This window comes from Microbacterium sp. NPDC090281, assembly GCF_044769635.1.
In the GTDB taxonomy this organism is placed as follows: Bacteria; Actinomycetota; Actinomycetes; order Actinomycetales; family Microbacteriaceae; genus Microbacterium.
The window spans coordinates 1,910,554-1,924,078 of record NZ_JBIVYH010000001.1 but is presented as its reverse complement, the minus strand read 5'-3'; the positions used below and the strand labels follow the sequence as shown (position 1 = coordinate 1,924,078).

The following is a 13,525-nucleotide window of genomic DNA, read 5'->3' as shown; positions in this document are numbered from 1 at the left end:
GAGACAGAGTGTCGGTTCTCGAGGGCTCGAGCATCCTCATCACAGGCGGCACCGGATCGTTCGGCAAGGCATTCATCCGCCATGCCCTGACGCACCTCAACCCGCGTCGCCTCGTCATCTTCTCGCGCGACGAACTCAAGCAGTACGAGGTCAGGCAGCAGTTCGGCGACGATCCGCGTCTGCGCTGGTTCATCGGCGACATCCGCGATGAGCGACGTCTCGTGCGCGCACTGCATGGCGTCGACTACGTCGTCCATGCCGCCGCGCTCAAGCAGGTGGACACGGCGGAATACAACCCGTTCGAGTTCGTCAAGACCAACGTGCTCGGCAGTCAGAACGTGATCGAGGCTTCCATCGATGCCGGCGTCAAGCGCGTCGTCGCGTTGTCGACCGACAAGGCCTCCAGCCCGATCAACCTGTACGGCGCGACCAAGCTCACCGCTGACAAGCTCTTCATCACCGGCAACCACTACGCCGCAGCCTACGACACGCGCTTCGCTGTCGTGCGGTATGGGAATGTCATGGGCTCTCGTGGTTCGGTCATCCCCTTCTTCGAAAAGCTCGGCGCAGAGGGCAAACCCCTACCGATCACCGATCTGCGGTGCACGAGGTTCTTCATCACACTGCCTCAGGCGGTCGAGATGGTGGTCGACACCTTCGAGCTCATGCAGGGGGGTGAGCTGCTGGTTCCCCGTATCCCCTCGATGAAGGTCACCGACCTCGCACACGCCGTCGTTCCGGGTGCCGAACTCGTCGATGTGGGTCTGCGACCAGGCGAGAAGCTGCACGAGGAGATGATCAGCCCCGAAGAAGGGCGCCGCGCAGTGGTCGTCGCAGACGGGAAGTACTTCATCATCCAACCCGACCTCGCGTCGTGGGGCTACCGGGTCCCGCAAGGGGCCGTGCCTGTGCCCGAGGGGTTCGCGTACCGGTCCGACAGCAACGATCGGTGGTACTCGCAGTCGGAGATCGCGTCGATCATCAAAGCAGGGATCTGAAGATGCTCCCCTATGGGCGCCAGTCCATCTCCGAGGACGACATCCAAGCGGTGGTCGACGTGCTCCGCGGCGATTGGCTCACCACCGGTCCGTTGGTCTCAGCTTTCGAGGCGAAGCTCGGCGAGATCACCGGCGGGCACCGCGCGGTGACGGCGACCTCGGGCACCGCGGCACTGCACATGGCCTATGCGGCGGCGGGTATCTCCTCAGGTGACGTCGTGATCTCGACACCCATGACGTTCATCGCGACGACGTCGACAGCATCCATGCTCGGCGCGAGAATCGTCTTCGCCGATGTGGAAGAGGACACTGCACTCATCGATCCCGATGCCGTCGAAGCTCTCATCGACGAACGCACCCGGGTCATCGCGGCGGTGGACTACGCCGGCCACCCGGCCGACTACGACCGACTCTCAGACACAGCATCGCGCGTCGGTGCCCTCGTCTTGGATGATGCGGCGCACTCGATAGGAAGCACCTACAAGGGCCGACCGGTCGGCGACCTCGCCGACCTCACGACGCTGTCGTTCTTCCCGACGAAGAACCTCACCACCGGCGAGGGCGGCGCGCTCGTCGCCAAAGATCCACAGCTGGCGCAGCGCGCATACGAGTTCCACAACATCGGTCTCGTGCGAGACGCCGCACGCTTCCAGGTCCCCGGCGAAGGGGCTTGGCATCAGGAAGTCCACGAGTTCGGTGTGAACTATCGACTGACCGACATCGCCTGTGCGCTCGGGCTTTCACAGCTCTCCCGACTCGACGCTTTCAAGCGTCGGCGCGCGGAGATCACGCGGCGCTACGACGACGCACTCGCCGACGTCGACGGCGTGCGGACGCCCATCCAACGAGAAGACGTCGACGCGATGCGTCACCTCTATCCGGTGCGGATCCTCGACGGCCGCCGACGCGAGGTCTTCGACCGGATGCGAGAGCTCGGTGTGGGCGTACAGGTCAACTACATGCCCGTGTACTGGCATCCGGTGTACGCGGACGCGGGCTACCGTCGCGGCATGTGCCCGAATGCGGAGGCGTTCTACCGCGAGGAGCTCTCGCTGCCCATCCATCCCGAGCTGACCGACTCACAGGTCGACCAGGTCGTCGACGCTCTCACCGAGGCGCTCCATTGACGCGTGTCGGCATCATCACGCAGGCACGGATGACCAGTACGCGTCTGCCCGGGAAGGTTCTGCTCCCGGCAGGCGGGCGCTCGCTGCTCGACCATCACATCGACCGACTCCAGAGACTCGGCCTGCCGCTTATCGTCGCCACGACGACGAACGCCGCCGATGACCCGATCGCCGCTCTCGCCCTGACACGCGGCACCGGGGTCTTCCGCGGCAGCGAGTCGGACGTGCTGAGCCGCTTCGCAGGCGCGGCTCGCGATGCGCGGCTCGACACCGTCGTCCGTGTGACCTCTGACTGCCCCCTCATCGATCCGGCAGTGATCGAAGCGGGAATCCGCCGCTACATCGAGCTGGACGACCCCTCGGCACACGTGTCCAACGTGCTCGAGCGAACATACCCCCGAGGCTTCGATTTCGAGGTGTTCTCCGCCGCAGCGCTCCTGGAGGCCGACGCGCGGTCCTCAGATCCGGTGGACCGCGAGCACGTCACCCCATATCTCTACCGCAACCGCAGCGGGCACGCTGCCCTGCACGCCGTCACGCGTTCTCCCGATGCGTCCCGATACCGTCTGACGGTCGACACGCCTGAGGACCTCGTCGTGGTACGTGCGCTCATCGAGCAGCATGGCGCCGCGTCTCTCGATGCCAGCGGGATCATCGATCTCCTCGACGAGCATCCCGAACTGGTCGCGATCAACGCGCACGTCGAGCAGAAGAAACTCGGAGCCTAACGTCCGGGGCAGACGTTCTCAGCGCGCGTTGTAGTCGTCGTTGTAACGGTCGAGGACCTCGGAGATCGGTGCGTCCAGCACCAGTGCTCCCTTGTCGAGATAGAGGCCCCTGGTGCAGAAGCGACGCAGGTCGCGTTCGTTGTGGCTGACGAAGAAGAGCGTGCGCCCATCCGCGAGAAGCTCGTCGATTCGCCGGTAGCACTTCTCGCGGAAGGCCTTGTCGCCCACGGCGAGGACCTCGTCGACGAGAAGGATCGGCTCATCGAGCTGAGAGACGACCGCGAACGCGAGCCGTACCTTCATCCCATTCGACAGGTGCTTGTACGGGGTGTCCTCGAAGCCGGCGAGCTCGGCGAAGGCGATGATGCCGTCATACCGTCGCGATACCTCGTCGCGCGACATCCCGTGGAGGCCGGCGGTGAGCCGCACGTTCTCTCGGACGGTGAGATCACCGACGAATCCGCCCGTGATCTCGATGAGCGGGGCGACGCCGCCGTTGACGGTCACGGTGCCCTCATCGGGAAGCAGCACCTTCGCGACCAGTCGGAGGAGCGTCGATTTCCCCTGACCGTTGCGCCCCACGACCCCGATCGACTCCCCTGCCTGTACCGAGAAGGAGACGTCGCGGAGCGCCCAGAACTCCCCCGGCCTGGATCGGCGCGGCGCTCCGCCGAAGAGATCCTTGAGGGTCCGGCTGCCACGCCTGTTTCGGCGGAAGCTCACACCGAGTCCCCGCACTTCGATGGCCGCGGTCATCACAGCTCCTTCAGCACGGGTCGTTCCAGCTTCCGGAAGGTCCACATCCCCAGCGCGAGCACCAGCAGGCTCATCGCGATGCTGATCGTCAAGGTGAATGTGTTCCATTGGTCGGGGAAGAACGGCATGCGGTAGAGCATGAAGATCCCCGCAAGAGGGTTGAACGCGCCGAGCGTCTGGAAGATCCCGGGGAGGTCTGTCACGTTGTAGATGATCGGGGTGGCATAGAACATCGCACGCAGGATCAGAGCCGTCGTGCGCTCCAGGTCGACGAAGAGCACGCAGAGTGGAGCGACCAGCAGCCCGAGGCCGACGAGGAGGATCGTCTGCAGCAGGACCGCGAGCGGGAGCCAGAGGACACCCCAGCCGATCTGTACTGTCCTTTCCGGATCGACCTCCACCAACAGGTTGACGACGATGAACAGCACGAGCACGGGCAGAGAGAACAAGAACTCGATGCCCTTGCTGAGTACGATGCGGTTCACCCAGATCGATCGCGGGATGGCGGTCGAGCGCACCAACCGGGAGTCCTTCTTGAACGCCTTCGTGAAGTCCGAGACGGAGCTGTTGAACCACACCCACGGCAGCAGGGCGCTGATCAGGAAGATGATGTAGGGCTCTTCACCGACATCTCGTTTGAACACCTGCGTGAAGACGAACCAGTAGATCATGCTCATGACGAGCGGATCCAGCACCGACCAGAGGTACCCGAGGATGCTCGTGGAGTAGCGGACCTTGAGATCGCGCGCCGACAGCAGCCACAGCGAATGAAGATATCGCCGCGGCGTCCCCGGCGCCCCGACAGCAGCGTGACTCACAGTGCCGAGTCTAGGCGAGCTCGTTGTTCCACATCGACAGCGCCGAGCCGATCGCCATGTGCATGTCCAGGTACTGGTACGTGCCGAGGCGCCCGCCGAAATGCACGTCCGCCTCCCCCTTCGTCAGGTCGCGATACGCCAGCAGTCCCTCGCGGTCGCCCGGGGTGTTCACCGGGTAGTACGGCTCATCCTCACGCTCGGCGAAGCGCGAGAACTCGCGCATGATGACCGTCTTCTCCTGTGCGTAGATGTCCTTGCGCTCAGGGTGGAAGTGCTTGAACTCGTGAATGCGCGTGTAGGGGACGTCCATGTCGGGGTAGTTCATGACGCTCGTGCCCTGGAAGTCGCCGACGCTGAGGACTTCCTGCTCGAAGTCCAGTGTCCGCCAGCTGAGCGCACCCTCCGTGTAATCGAAGTACCGGTCGACAGGACCGGTGTAGACGACGGGAACCTGGCCCACGGTCGCCTTCTTGTTCAGCGGCTGCGCGTCGTCGAAGTAGTCGACGTTCAGCTTCACCTCGATGTTGGGGTGGTCGGCCATCCGTTCCAACCACGCGGTGTAGCCGTCGGTGGGGAGACCCTCCCAGGTGTCGTTGAAGTAGCGGTTGTCGTACGTGTAGCGCACGGGGAGGCGGCTGATGATGTCGCCCGAGAGCTTCCGCGGGTCGGTCTGCCACTGCTTGGCGGTGTAGTCACGGAAGAACGCCTCGAACAGCGGGCGACCGACGAGGGCGATGCCCTTCTCCTCGAAGTTCGCCGCGGTCTTCGAATCGAACTCCCCCGCCTGCTCCTTGACGAGTGCCCGCGCCTGGTCTGGCGTGTACGCCGACTGGAAGAACTGGTTGATCGTGCCGAGGTTCACCGGCATCGGGAAGACCGTGCCCTTGTGCGTGGTGTACACGCGGTGGACGTAGTTCGTGAAGCTGGTGAAGCGGTTGACGTAGTCCCACACCGTCGCGTTCGAGGTGTGGAACAGGTGCGCGCCGTAGCGGTGCACCTCGATGCCCGTCTCGGGTTCTGCCTCGCTGTACGCGTTGCCGCCGATGTGGTGGCGGCGGTCGATGACCGTGACCTTGCGGCCGGCGTTGGCGGCGCGTTCTGCGATGGTGAGGCCGAAGAAGCCCGATCCGACGACGAGGAGATCCATTTTGCTGCTTTCCGATTGACTATCCCGCCGACGCGATCCTTGCGGCCGAGCGGATTCCCGCGTACCGAGTCTATTCGTCCGTTGCTGACAGCCAACTCCAACCACACAGTGACATAGAGTCTTGTCGGCGGGGGAAGGCGACGAAACGACAGCATCGCGTGCGAGACGAACGCTCCTCACGAGGTCACGCCCCCAGCGCCGTCATTCTTGCGAAGGATCCCATGGCACATCACACTGCGCTCTCACCCCGGGCCGCGACGTCCGCCGCCTCGACCGGCGAGCACACCCGGTCAGGGGTGCGACCGGAGGTCCAAGCTCTCCGCGCTCTCGCCGTCCTCTCCGTTCTGATCTACCACCTGTGGCCGACCAGACTGGCCGGTGGTTTCGTCGGGGTCGACGTCTTCTTCGTGGTTTCGGGATTCCTGATCACCGCGCACCTGCTGCGTGAGCATGAGCGCAGCGGGAAGATCGCGTTGGCGAGGTTCTGGGCCCGTCGAGCGCGTCGCCTGCTCCCCGCATCGATGCTCGTGCTCCTCGTCACGGCAGGCGCCGTCTATCTTTTCGTTCCCCCGTCGCGATGGCCGCAGTTCGGCGGCGAGATCATCGCATCGGCACTCTACGGTGAGAACTGGGCCCTCGCGTGGCAGTCCGTCGACTACATGGCGCTGTCCAACGTGAAGTCGCCCACCCAGCACTTCTGGACCTTGGGAGTCGAGGAGCAGTTCTATATCTTCTGGCCCCTGCTTCTCCTGCTCGTCGCGGCGCTCGGACGGCGGGTCCGGAGGCATCACTCCCTGGTGATGCCTCTCGGAATCGCACTGATCGTCGTCGTCTCTCTCGTGCACTCCATCGCCTTCACCGCCGAGAACCAGAGCATGGCCTACTTCTTCACGAGCACGCGGGTGTGGGAGTTCGGGCTCGGAGCTCTCCTGTCCATCCTGCTCGCCAACAAGACGGCGATCCGCCTTCGACCGTATGCGGCGACCGTTCTGTCCTGGCTCGGGTTCGGTCTCATCATCGCCGCCATTGTGCTGTTCGGCCCGCAGACGCCGTTCCCCTCCTTCACCGCTCTGCTCCCTGTGGTGGGTACCTGTCTCGTGATCCTCGCGGGCGCGCCGGAGACTCGGCTCTCGACCCGCCGGGCGATGGAGCTACGCCCGGTCCAGTTCGTCGGCGACGTCTCCTATGGCGTCTATCTCTGGCACTGGCCCCTGATCGTCCTCCTCCCCTTCGTCATGGGACGCGAACTGTCGACCGTGGACAAGCTCGCGATACTCGCGGCATCGATCCTGCTCGGCTGGCTCTCCAAGGTCCTGGTCGAGGATCCGATCCGCACCGGGCGCATCTCTGCCGGCTTCGGCCCGAAGTGGGTGTTCGCCGCCGTGGCGATGGTGATGGCGGTCGTTGTGGCTGTCGCTCTGCCCCTCGCCATCTGGCGTCCCACACCCGTTCCGGAACCAGCGGCCTCGCCTGCGCAGTGCGTCGGCGCGGAGGCGATGCTCGACGAGGACTGCGGCGATCCGGCGTCCATCCCGCTGATCGCGGATCTCTCCTCCTTCAGCGCCGACATACCGCCGTCCGACGTGCTCGAGTGCGAGGTCTCTGCGCAGGCCGATGAGGTGAAGCGCTGCGACTTCGGTGACGACACATCGCCGAGGCTCGCCATCATCGGCGACTCGCACGCCACACGTTGGGTCGAATCCCTTCGAAGCGTCGCCACGGACGCCGGGTGGTCCACATCGGCATTCCTGATCTCCGGCTGCCCCGCCTTCGTCGATGACCTCGTCAGCACTGCGTGGGGGTTCCCTGAGACGGCCGAGAACTGCCGGCGGCTCTCCGAGGACGCGGTCTCCCAGATCGCCGCTGATCCCGGCATCGGTGCCGTTGTGCTGACCAACCGCACCCGACTGTACCTCTCGCCAGAGGGCGAGCCGCCCGGATTGAGCGAGTCTGCGGTAGCCGCCACGATCAGCCGGTTGCAGGAGGCCGGGAAATCGGTCGCTGTGCTCAAGGATCCGCCCGAGATGAACAGCATTCCACCGAAGAGCGGCGGAAGCGCCTCCGACTGCCTCAGCAGAGCTGCGGGGCCGGAGGACTGCACGTTGCTCCGATCGGACGCCGCTTTCGATGACCCCGTGACCGCGGCGGCGGGGAGCACCGGAGCTTCGGTCATCGACTTGGACGATGCCTTCTGCGATGCGGTCCGGTGCTACTCGCGGATCGGAGGGCTCGTCGTCTACTCCGATGACAATCACGTCACCCGCAGCTTCGCCTCGAGCACCCGCGCAGCCATCGCGGAGCAGCTGGATCCGCTCCTCCAGGCGGCGAAGTGAAGATGCACACACCGCTCGACGCGTGAATCCGAGATCACCGGCCATCCAGAATCCTTCGGTAGGCTGTTCAGGATCCGACGCCCGGATCGCTGCTCTCGAAGCGCTCAGAGCACGAAGGACGCGAGAAAGTATCCATGGCACTTCCGGACAACGGTGAGCTCGATCAGGACGCCCCAGACGGCCCGTTCCTGAGGCTCTTCAAAGACCGACGCGTCGCATTCGTCATCGTCGGCATCATCAACACCGCTGTGGGATTCGGATGGTTCGTCCTGTTCGAGTTCACCATCGGCAAGCTCTGGGGCTACATGGCGACGCTCCTGTTCGCACACGTCGCCAGCGTCCTGTGCGCGTTCGTGCTGCATCGACGTTTCGTCTTCAAGGTCCGTGGGCATGTGTGGCTGGATCTGGCTCGCTTCGAGTCGGTCTACCTCGTCGCCCTCGCAGTCAATGCGATCCTGCTTCCCGTGCTCGTCGAGTTCGCGAACATTCCGCCGATCCCCGCGCAGGCACTGATCGTCTTCGTCACGACGATGGTCAGCTGGTTCGGGCATTCTCGCTTCTCCTTCCGCAGAAAGGCCGATTCGTGACCGCTCCCCGCGTCTCCGTCGTCATCCCCGCATACAACAATGCGAAGGTCATCGGCGAGACCATCGAGTCCGTCCTCTCGCAGCAGGGTGTCGATCTCGAACTCATCGTCGCTGACCACTCGTCGACCGACGGCACTCGAGAGGTCATCGCGCAATACGAGTCCGACGCTCGGGTCACGCTGCTGGACACCCCGGCCGGCGGCGGGGCTCCTCGCAACTGGAACCGCGTCACGGCAGAAGCGACGGGCGATTTCGTCAAGCTCGTATGCGGTGACGATGTCCTCCGCCCCGGTGTCCTCGCCCGCCAAGCCGAACTCCTCACCGCGTCCGGAGCGGTGTTCACCGCCTGCCGCCGCGACATCGTCGACGCCGACAGCAAGGTCCTCTTCCATGGATGGGGACTGCGCGGCCTCTCAAAGAGCATGCCTGGAAGCGCCGCTGTGCGTCGAGCGGTACGCGCAGGATCGAACCAGTTCGGGGAACCTGCATCGGTCATGATGCGCACGACCGCGTTGAAGGATGCGGGCGAATGGTATGACCGGTTCCCGTACCTCATCGACCAGGCCTCGTACTCCCGGGTTCTGATGACCGGCGACTTCGTACCCGACCTGGAGACCGGGGCCACCTTCCGGATGAGCACCACCCAGTGGAGCGTGGCGCTCGTGAAGGAGCAGGCCACTCAGGCGCATCAGTTCCACAGATGGCTGCACGAGGCGTACCCCGATGCCGTCAAGAGCACCGACGTCGTGATCGGCAACTTCCGTGCAAGCCTCATGGCACGTGCGAGAAGACTCAGCTACCGAGTGCTGGAACGGAGAATGCGATGAGCGCAGTCGAAACCCCCGGGGTGGACACCCCCTACGTGCACCGTCTCTCCATCGTGATCCCCGTGTATCAGGGCGAGCGCACGCTCGAGGCGATCTTGGATGAGATCGCACCTCTGACCGAGCCGTTCGTCACGCGAGGCGGCAACCATGCCGTGGTGCACGAAGTGGTGCTCACGTTCGATCATGGACCCGATGATTCGGCCCGCGTCATCCGACGACTCGCCGCAGAGCGCTCCTATGTGAAAGCGGTGTGGCTGAGCCGGAACTTCGGGCAGCACGCGGCAACGCTCGCGGGCATCGCATCATCCGGTGGAGATTGGGTGGTCACGCTCGACGAGGATGGCCAGCACGATCCGTCCGCGATGGGTTCGCTGCTCGACACGGCCATGTCGCAGCAGGCCGATGTCGTCTACGCGGAGCCCACCAACGCACCGCCACACGGTTATCTCCGCAACACCGCGTCACGCACTTCCAAGCGGATCCTCGAGACCGTGTTCGGTGGAGGACGCGCTTCGAACTTCAACAGCTTCCGCCTTATCCTGGGCGAGGTCGGTCGCTCGGTCGCCGCCTACTCCGGGACCGGCGTGTACCTCGACGTCGCGTTGTCCTGGGTGGCCGCGAACATCGTGACATCGCCCGTCGAATTGCGTGAAGAGGGCGACCGTCGATCCGGGTATTCGTATCGACGACTCATGGCTCACTTCTGGCGGATGATCCTGACCTCGGGTACTCGCGGTCTTCGGCTCGTCACCGCGCTCGGGGCTCTCTTCGCCGTCGGCGGCATCGTGTTCGCGATCTGGCTGACGATCATGCGGTTCGCCGGAGGCGATGTTCCCGAGGGATGGACGTCTCAGATGGTCCTCACCGCACTGGGGACCGGTGCCATCCTGGTCGCGCTCGGCATCATCGCCGAGTACGTCGGTGTCGCCGTAAACATGGCGCTCGGCAAGCCTGCATACCTCATCGTGCGCGACCCCAAGGCAGGGCCGCTCGGGCGCCAGCGTGCAGAGCGCTGACTGGGTCATCGGCCGAGGCCTCCTCGGCTCGGCGATCGCGTCCCAACTCGGGAGTCCTGCGTTCGCCGTCTCGGTGAACTGGGCCGATCAGCTCGCGTCGGAGAATGATCTGCGCGAAGGCCTCGCTCGATTCGTCGCGGGACTCGAGGGCGAATGGAGCATCTACTGGTGCGCCGGGCGCGGTGTGACCTCGACGCCCCGCGACCGCATGCTCGCAGAAGGAGCCGTCTTCAACGCGTTCCTCGACGCCGTCGCCGAACTCCCGGAGGAGATCCGGACGCGTGGCCGCGTGTTCCTCGCTTCCAGCGTCGGAGGTGCCTACGCGGGAAGTTCGTCTCCGCCCTTCACGGAGGAGACCCCCGCTATCCCGATGTCCGCCTACGGCGAGACGAAGCTGGGCATGGAGCAATCGCTCCGTGACCACGCGGCAGCGCATGGCTTCCGTGGTTTCATCGCTCGGATCACGAACCTCTACGGCCCCGGTCAGGACCTCGGCAAGGGACAGGGGCTCATCTCGGTGATCGTGGAGAGCTATGTCACGGGCCGACCCGTATCGATCTACGTTCCCCTCGACACGCTGCGCGACTACATCTACGTCGATGACTGCGCGCGCGTCGTCCTCGCTGCGATGTCACGCATGACAGCGGAACCCGCGGGGAGCGTCGTCACGAAGATCGTCGGGGCGATGGATGCCCTCTCCATCGGCGCTCTCATGGGTGAGATGTCACGCCTGCGGCGCAAACCCGTGCCGATCGTCACAGGGCAGGGAGACGCCACCGGCCAGGCCGGCGACCTCCGCGTCCGGTCGATCGTCTGGCCGGAACTGGACGCCTTCGTCTCCACCACCGTCCCTGAGGGGCTCGGGAACATCTACCGGGCGCAGCTCAGCCAGCACATCCTGCCCTCCTGAGCCGCCTCTCGCCGCTCAGACGCGACGGCGGCGAATCCAGAGCACGCCCGCTCCGATGGCTGCGAGCACTGCGCCCGCTGCAGCAGCGAGCTCGAGGTTCCAACCCGGCGGCCGGAACGTCACCGTGATGTCCTTCCCTACGTCTTCCTTCGACACGTCGAGCGTGAGCAGGAAGCCGAGATCCGGATCTGCGATCTGTCCACCGTCCGTCGTGTAACCAGGCCACGCCAGTCGGCTGAAGACGACGGACCCGCCGTTCGCTCCGACCGAATCGACATGGAACGTGACGGTCATATCGTCGCGTGACACCAGGCTGACTTCTGCATCACCGCTCGTGCGCGCGATCCCGCCCGCGCTCTCGACGGGCTCATCGCGCGTCAACAACCAGGTGAATTCGCGGTCTTGCACAGACCAACCCGCCGGCGCGGACCCGATCCGCTCGAGCCCCTCCCCCTTGACGACGACAACGGTGTTCAGCGACATGTCGTCCGCAAGCGTCTGGCCGCTCGTCTCCTCGAAGAGGGCGTCGAACGCCTCGGGGCAAGTCCACCCGCGCAGATCCACGCAGAGCTTCTCCGAGAACGTCTTGAACGGCAGCACGGTGTAGACGCTGGCTGCTTCCTTGCCCGTCACGTACCAGAGATTCGCGAGGAGCGACTCCTCGTATGACGCAGGTGCTCCGAACTGCAGCGAGTAGACGTCGCCGACCGTGAAGATGCCGGGGTCCCAGTCCTCGGCGACGTCGCGCATCGTGGAGACGGAAGAGGGGACGTTGAAGTTCCCCAAGGGGCTCGTGGGGTACTTGACTATCTGCGGAACGAGAACGACCAGCGAGGCGATCAAGAGGACGCCGGCCTTTCGAGGAGCCGAAGACACCAGTGGGCGGAGTCGGCCGCGCGCCGCGAGAAGCAGGAAGACTGCGCTCTGGAGAACGGTGGCGAGAAGCACCCACTTCCACGAGGCTGGCTGAGCAGCCCACGCGAGCCATCCGGAGGCGGCGGTCACCCCGACGGCGATCCAAGCCCTCCTCGGTGCGACCCGTTGTGGCATCCCGTTGGACGCGATCACCGCGATGATCACAGCGATGGCGAGAACGACGTACGGCATCATGCGTGCCGGGTAACGCAGCGGACCGATCACGCTGGGGCCGATCACCAGAGCGACGCTGAACAGCAACACCAGCACCGGCATCACGAGAGACTTGAGCGATCGCCGCCAGGAACCGCAGAGCACGAGGAGCGGAATCAGCCACGACACGTACTGCAAGGGCACCGGAACCAGGTCGCCCCAGTACCCGCGGACAGAACTGGTCGCAGTGGTGATCGCAGAAGTGGCGAGATCACCGAGGTCCATGTTGAGGAACTGATCGTTGAGGATGTCTGCGCTGGCCCTCGCCGTCACGGGAGACGTGAGCAGCCCGGGCAGATAGATCAGCACGGCGATCAGGGCCGTGTAGGCACCGACGAGCAGGACACGCGTGACGTTCACCCAGTCCTTGACGATCGCACGCTCGACCAGCATCGCGATGAGAAGGAAGGCGAGTTCGATCACCCCGAACACATAGCCCGCGGTGACCAAGAGGTACGCGAAGAGGATGAACAGCCAGGGCCCCATCTTCGCGTCGAGGTGCCGACGCAGCGCCCACCAGGTCAGTGCGAACATCGCGATGTTCTGCAGACCGGTGACCCAGGAGGGGGCATCCATGAACATGGTCTGACCGCCCGTGGCAGCGATCAAGCCCGCGAGCGCAGCCCACCACGGTGCAGCACCGTACGACCTCGCCAGCAGGAACGCGCCCGTCGCGAGAAGCACGAGCAGCAGCACTTTCACGATGGTGGTGTACACCAGGGCGTTGTCGATGGCGTGGGTGCCGACCGCGATCAGCCATGTCAGCGGGTTGAAGATGCCCCACTGCCCCTCAGCGAGGTAGTTTCCCCCCTGCCATGCCCCGGGGGAAAGCAGGGACAGCTCGCCGTTCAGAAGCCGCTCGCCGAGGCCGTACCACTGCCCGTAGGCCCCGAGTTGGGAATCATCCCAGAAGAAGAAGCGCGGAGCCCTCGCGATCCGCATCACGCAGATGAGAATGACGGAGAGGATCGACGCCGCCCACCAGAACGTCGGGCTCGCAGCGAGAGACGACAGAATCCGCCGCGAACTCGTCTTGGAGTGGGGGGTATCGACAGTGTTCAGCACACCATCGAGGCTAGTCGATGCTCATGCGGCCTCCTCGCAGAGGCCTCCGGCGGCCTCAATATCGCGCAACACCGCGCTGATAGGC

The 13,525-nt window shown here is 64.8% G+C and carries 12 protein-coding genes; 8 read left to right on the top strand and 4 right to left on the bottom strand.

Annotation, left to right across the window (positions count from 1 at the left end):
• Window positions 1–8: 8 nt before the first annotated feature.
• The 3 genes from pseB to ACIQTX_RS09235 are packed head-to-tail and all read left to right on the top strand — an operon-like array spanning window position 9 to window position 2,853.
• Window positions 9–998 carry a UDP-N-acetylglucosamine 4,6-dehydratase (inverting) gene (gene pseB, locus ACIQTX_RS09245; protein ID WP_105526871.1) on the top strand — a complete coding sequence of 330 codons (990 nt, stop codon included), beginning with the start codon at window positions 9–11 and terminating at the stop codon, window positions 996–998.
• A 2-nt stretch (window positions 999–1,000) separates the two neighbouring features.
• A complete protein-coding gene (gene pseC, locus ACIQTX_RS09240) occupies window positions 1,001–2,125 on the top strand; it encodes a UDP-4-amino-4,6-dideoxy-N-acetyl-beta-L-altrosamine transaminase (protein ID WP_402971512.1) in 1,125 nt (374 codons plus the stop codon).
• The gene (locus ACIQTX_RS09235) at window positions 2,011–2,853 is read left to right on the top strand and encodes a cytidylyltransferase domain-containing protein (RefSeq protein WP_402971509.1); all 843 of its coding nucleotides are present in this window, start codon (window positions 2,011–2,013) and stop codon (window positions 2,851–2,853) included. Before pseC ends, ACIQTX_RS09235 begins: the two co-directional genes overlap by 115 nt.
• Before the next feature lie 18 nt (window positions 2,854–2,871).
• Here ACIQTX_RS09235 and ACIQTX_RS09230 read toward each other — a convergent pair whose 3' ends face one another.
• The 3 genes from ACIQTX_RS09230 to glf are packed head-to-tail and all read right to left on the bottom strand — an operon-like array spanning window position 2,872 to window position 5,574.
• Entirely contained in the window at window positions 2,872–3,609 is a 738-nt protein-coding gene (locus ACIQTX_RS09230; protein ID WP_028503686.1) for an ABC transporter ATP-binding protein, read from the bottom strand.
• The gene (locus tag ACIQTX_RS09225) at window positions 3,609–4,427 is read right to left on the bottom strand and encodes an ABC transporter permease (RefSeq protein ID WP_028503685.1); all 819 of its coding nucleotides are present in this window, start codon (window positions 4,425–4,427) and stop codon (window positions 3,609–3,611) included. Before ACIQTX_RS09225 ends, ACIQTX_RS09230 begins: the two co-directional genes overlap by 1 nt.
• A gap of 10 nt (window positions 4,428–4,437) precedes the next feature.
• Entirely contained in the window at window positions 4,438–5,574 is a 1,137-nt protein-coding gene (glf, locus tag ACIQTX_RS09220) for a UDP-galactopyranose mutase (RefSeq protein WP_028503684.1), read from the bottom strand.
• Window positions 5,575–5,795: 221 nt separating this feature from the next.
• On the opposite strand from glf, the gene ACIQTX_RS09215 reads away from it, so the two are divergent.
• The 5 genes from ACIQTX_RS09215 to ACIQTX_RS09195 all read left to right on the top strand — a co-directional run bounded on the left by ACIQTX_RS09215 (window position 5,796) and on the right by ACIQTX_RS09195 (window position 11,247).
• Window positions 5,796–7,907 carry an acyltransferase family protein gene (locus ACIQTX_RS09215; RefSeq protein WP_402971504.1) on the top strand — a complete coding sequence of 704 codons (2,112 nt, stop codon included), beginning with the start codon at window positions 5,796–5,798 and terminating at the stop codon, window positions 7,905–7,907.
• A gap of 134 nt (window positions 7,908–8,041) precedes the next feature.
• Window positions 8,042–8,494 (top strand): GtrA family protein, encoded by a 453-nt coding sequence (locus tag ACIQTX_RS09210; RefSeq protein WP_028503683.1) that lies wholly within the window; start codon window positions 8,042–8,044, stop codon window positions 8,492–8,494.
• Window positions 8,491–9,321, top strand: a complete 831-nt coding sequence (locus ACIQTX_RS09205) for a glycosyltransferase family 2 protein (RefSeq protein ID WP_402971501.1) — start codon at window positions 8,491–8,493, stop codon at window positions 9,319–9,321. The genes ACIQTX_RS09210 and ACIQTX_RS09205 overlap by 4 nt, the downstream gene beginning before the upstream one ends.
• Window positions 9,318–10,337 carry a glycosyltransferase gene (locus ACIQTX_RS09200; protein WP_402971498.1) on the top strand — a complete coding sequence of 340 codons (1,020 nt, stop codon included), beginning with the start codon at window positions 9,318–9,320 and terminating at the stop codon, window positions 10,335–10,337. Before ACIQTX_RS09205 ends, ACIQTX_RS09200 begins: the two co-directional genes overlap by 4 nt.
• Entirely contained in the window at window positions 10,324–11,247 is a 924-nt protein-coding gene (locus ACIQTX_RS09195) for an NAD-dependent epimerase/dehydratase family protein (RefSeq protein ID WP_402971495.1), read from the top strand. The genes ACIQTX_RS09200 and ACIQTX_RS09195 overlap by 14 nt, the downstream gene beginning before the upstream one ends.
• Before the next feature lie 15 nt (window positions 11,248–11,262).
• Here ACIQTX_RS09195 and ACIQTX_RS09190 read toward each other — a convergent pair whose 3' ends face one another.
• Window positions 11,263–13,440 (bottom strand): hypothetical protein, encoded by a 2,178-nt coding sequence (locus ACIQTX_RS09190; protein WP_402971492.1) that lies wholly within the window; start codon window positions 13,438–13,440, stop codon window positions 11,263–11,265.
• Window positions 13,441–13,525: the final 85 nt, after the last annotated feature.

Excerpts from the sequence above, each read along its gene's own strand:
- pseC (WP_402971512.1), top strand. The coding sequence starts at position 1,001 with ATGCTCCCCTATGGGCGCCAGTCCATCTCCGAGGACGACATCCAAGCG.
- ACIQTX_RS09230 (WP_028503686.1), bottom strand. The coding sequence starts at position 3,609 with ATGACCGCGGCCATCGAAGTGCGGGGACTCGGTGTGAGCTTCCGCCGA.
- glf (WP_028503684.1), bottom strand. The coding sequence starts at position 5,574 with ATGGATCTCCTCGTCGTCGGATCGGGCTTCTTCGGCCTCACCATCGCA.
- ACIQTX_RS09215 (WP_402971504.1), top strand. The coding sequence starts at position 5,796 with ATGGCACATCACACTGCGCTCTCACCCCGGGCCGCGACGTCCGCCGCC.
- ACIQTX_RS09210 (WP_028503683.1), top strand. The coding sequence starts at position 8,042 with ATGGCACTTCCGGACAACGGTGAGCTCGATCAGGACGCCCCAGACGGC.
- ACIQTX_RS09200 (WP_402971498.1), top strand. The coding sequence starts at position 9,318 with ATGAGCGCAGTCGAAACCCCCGGGGTGGACACCCCCTACGTGCACCGT.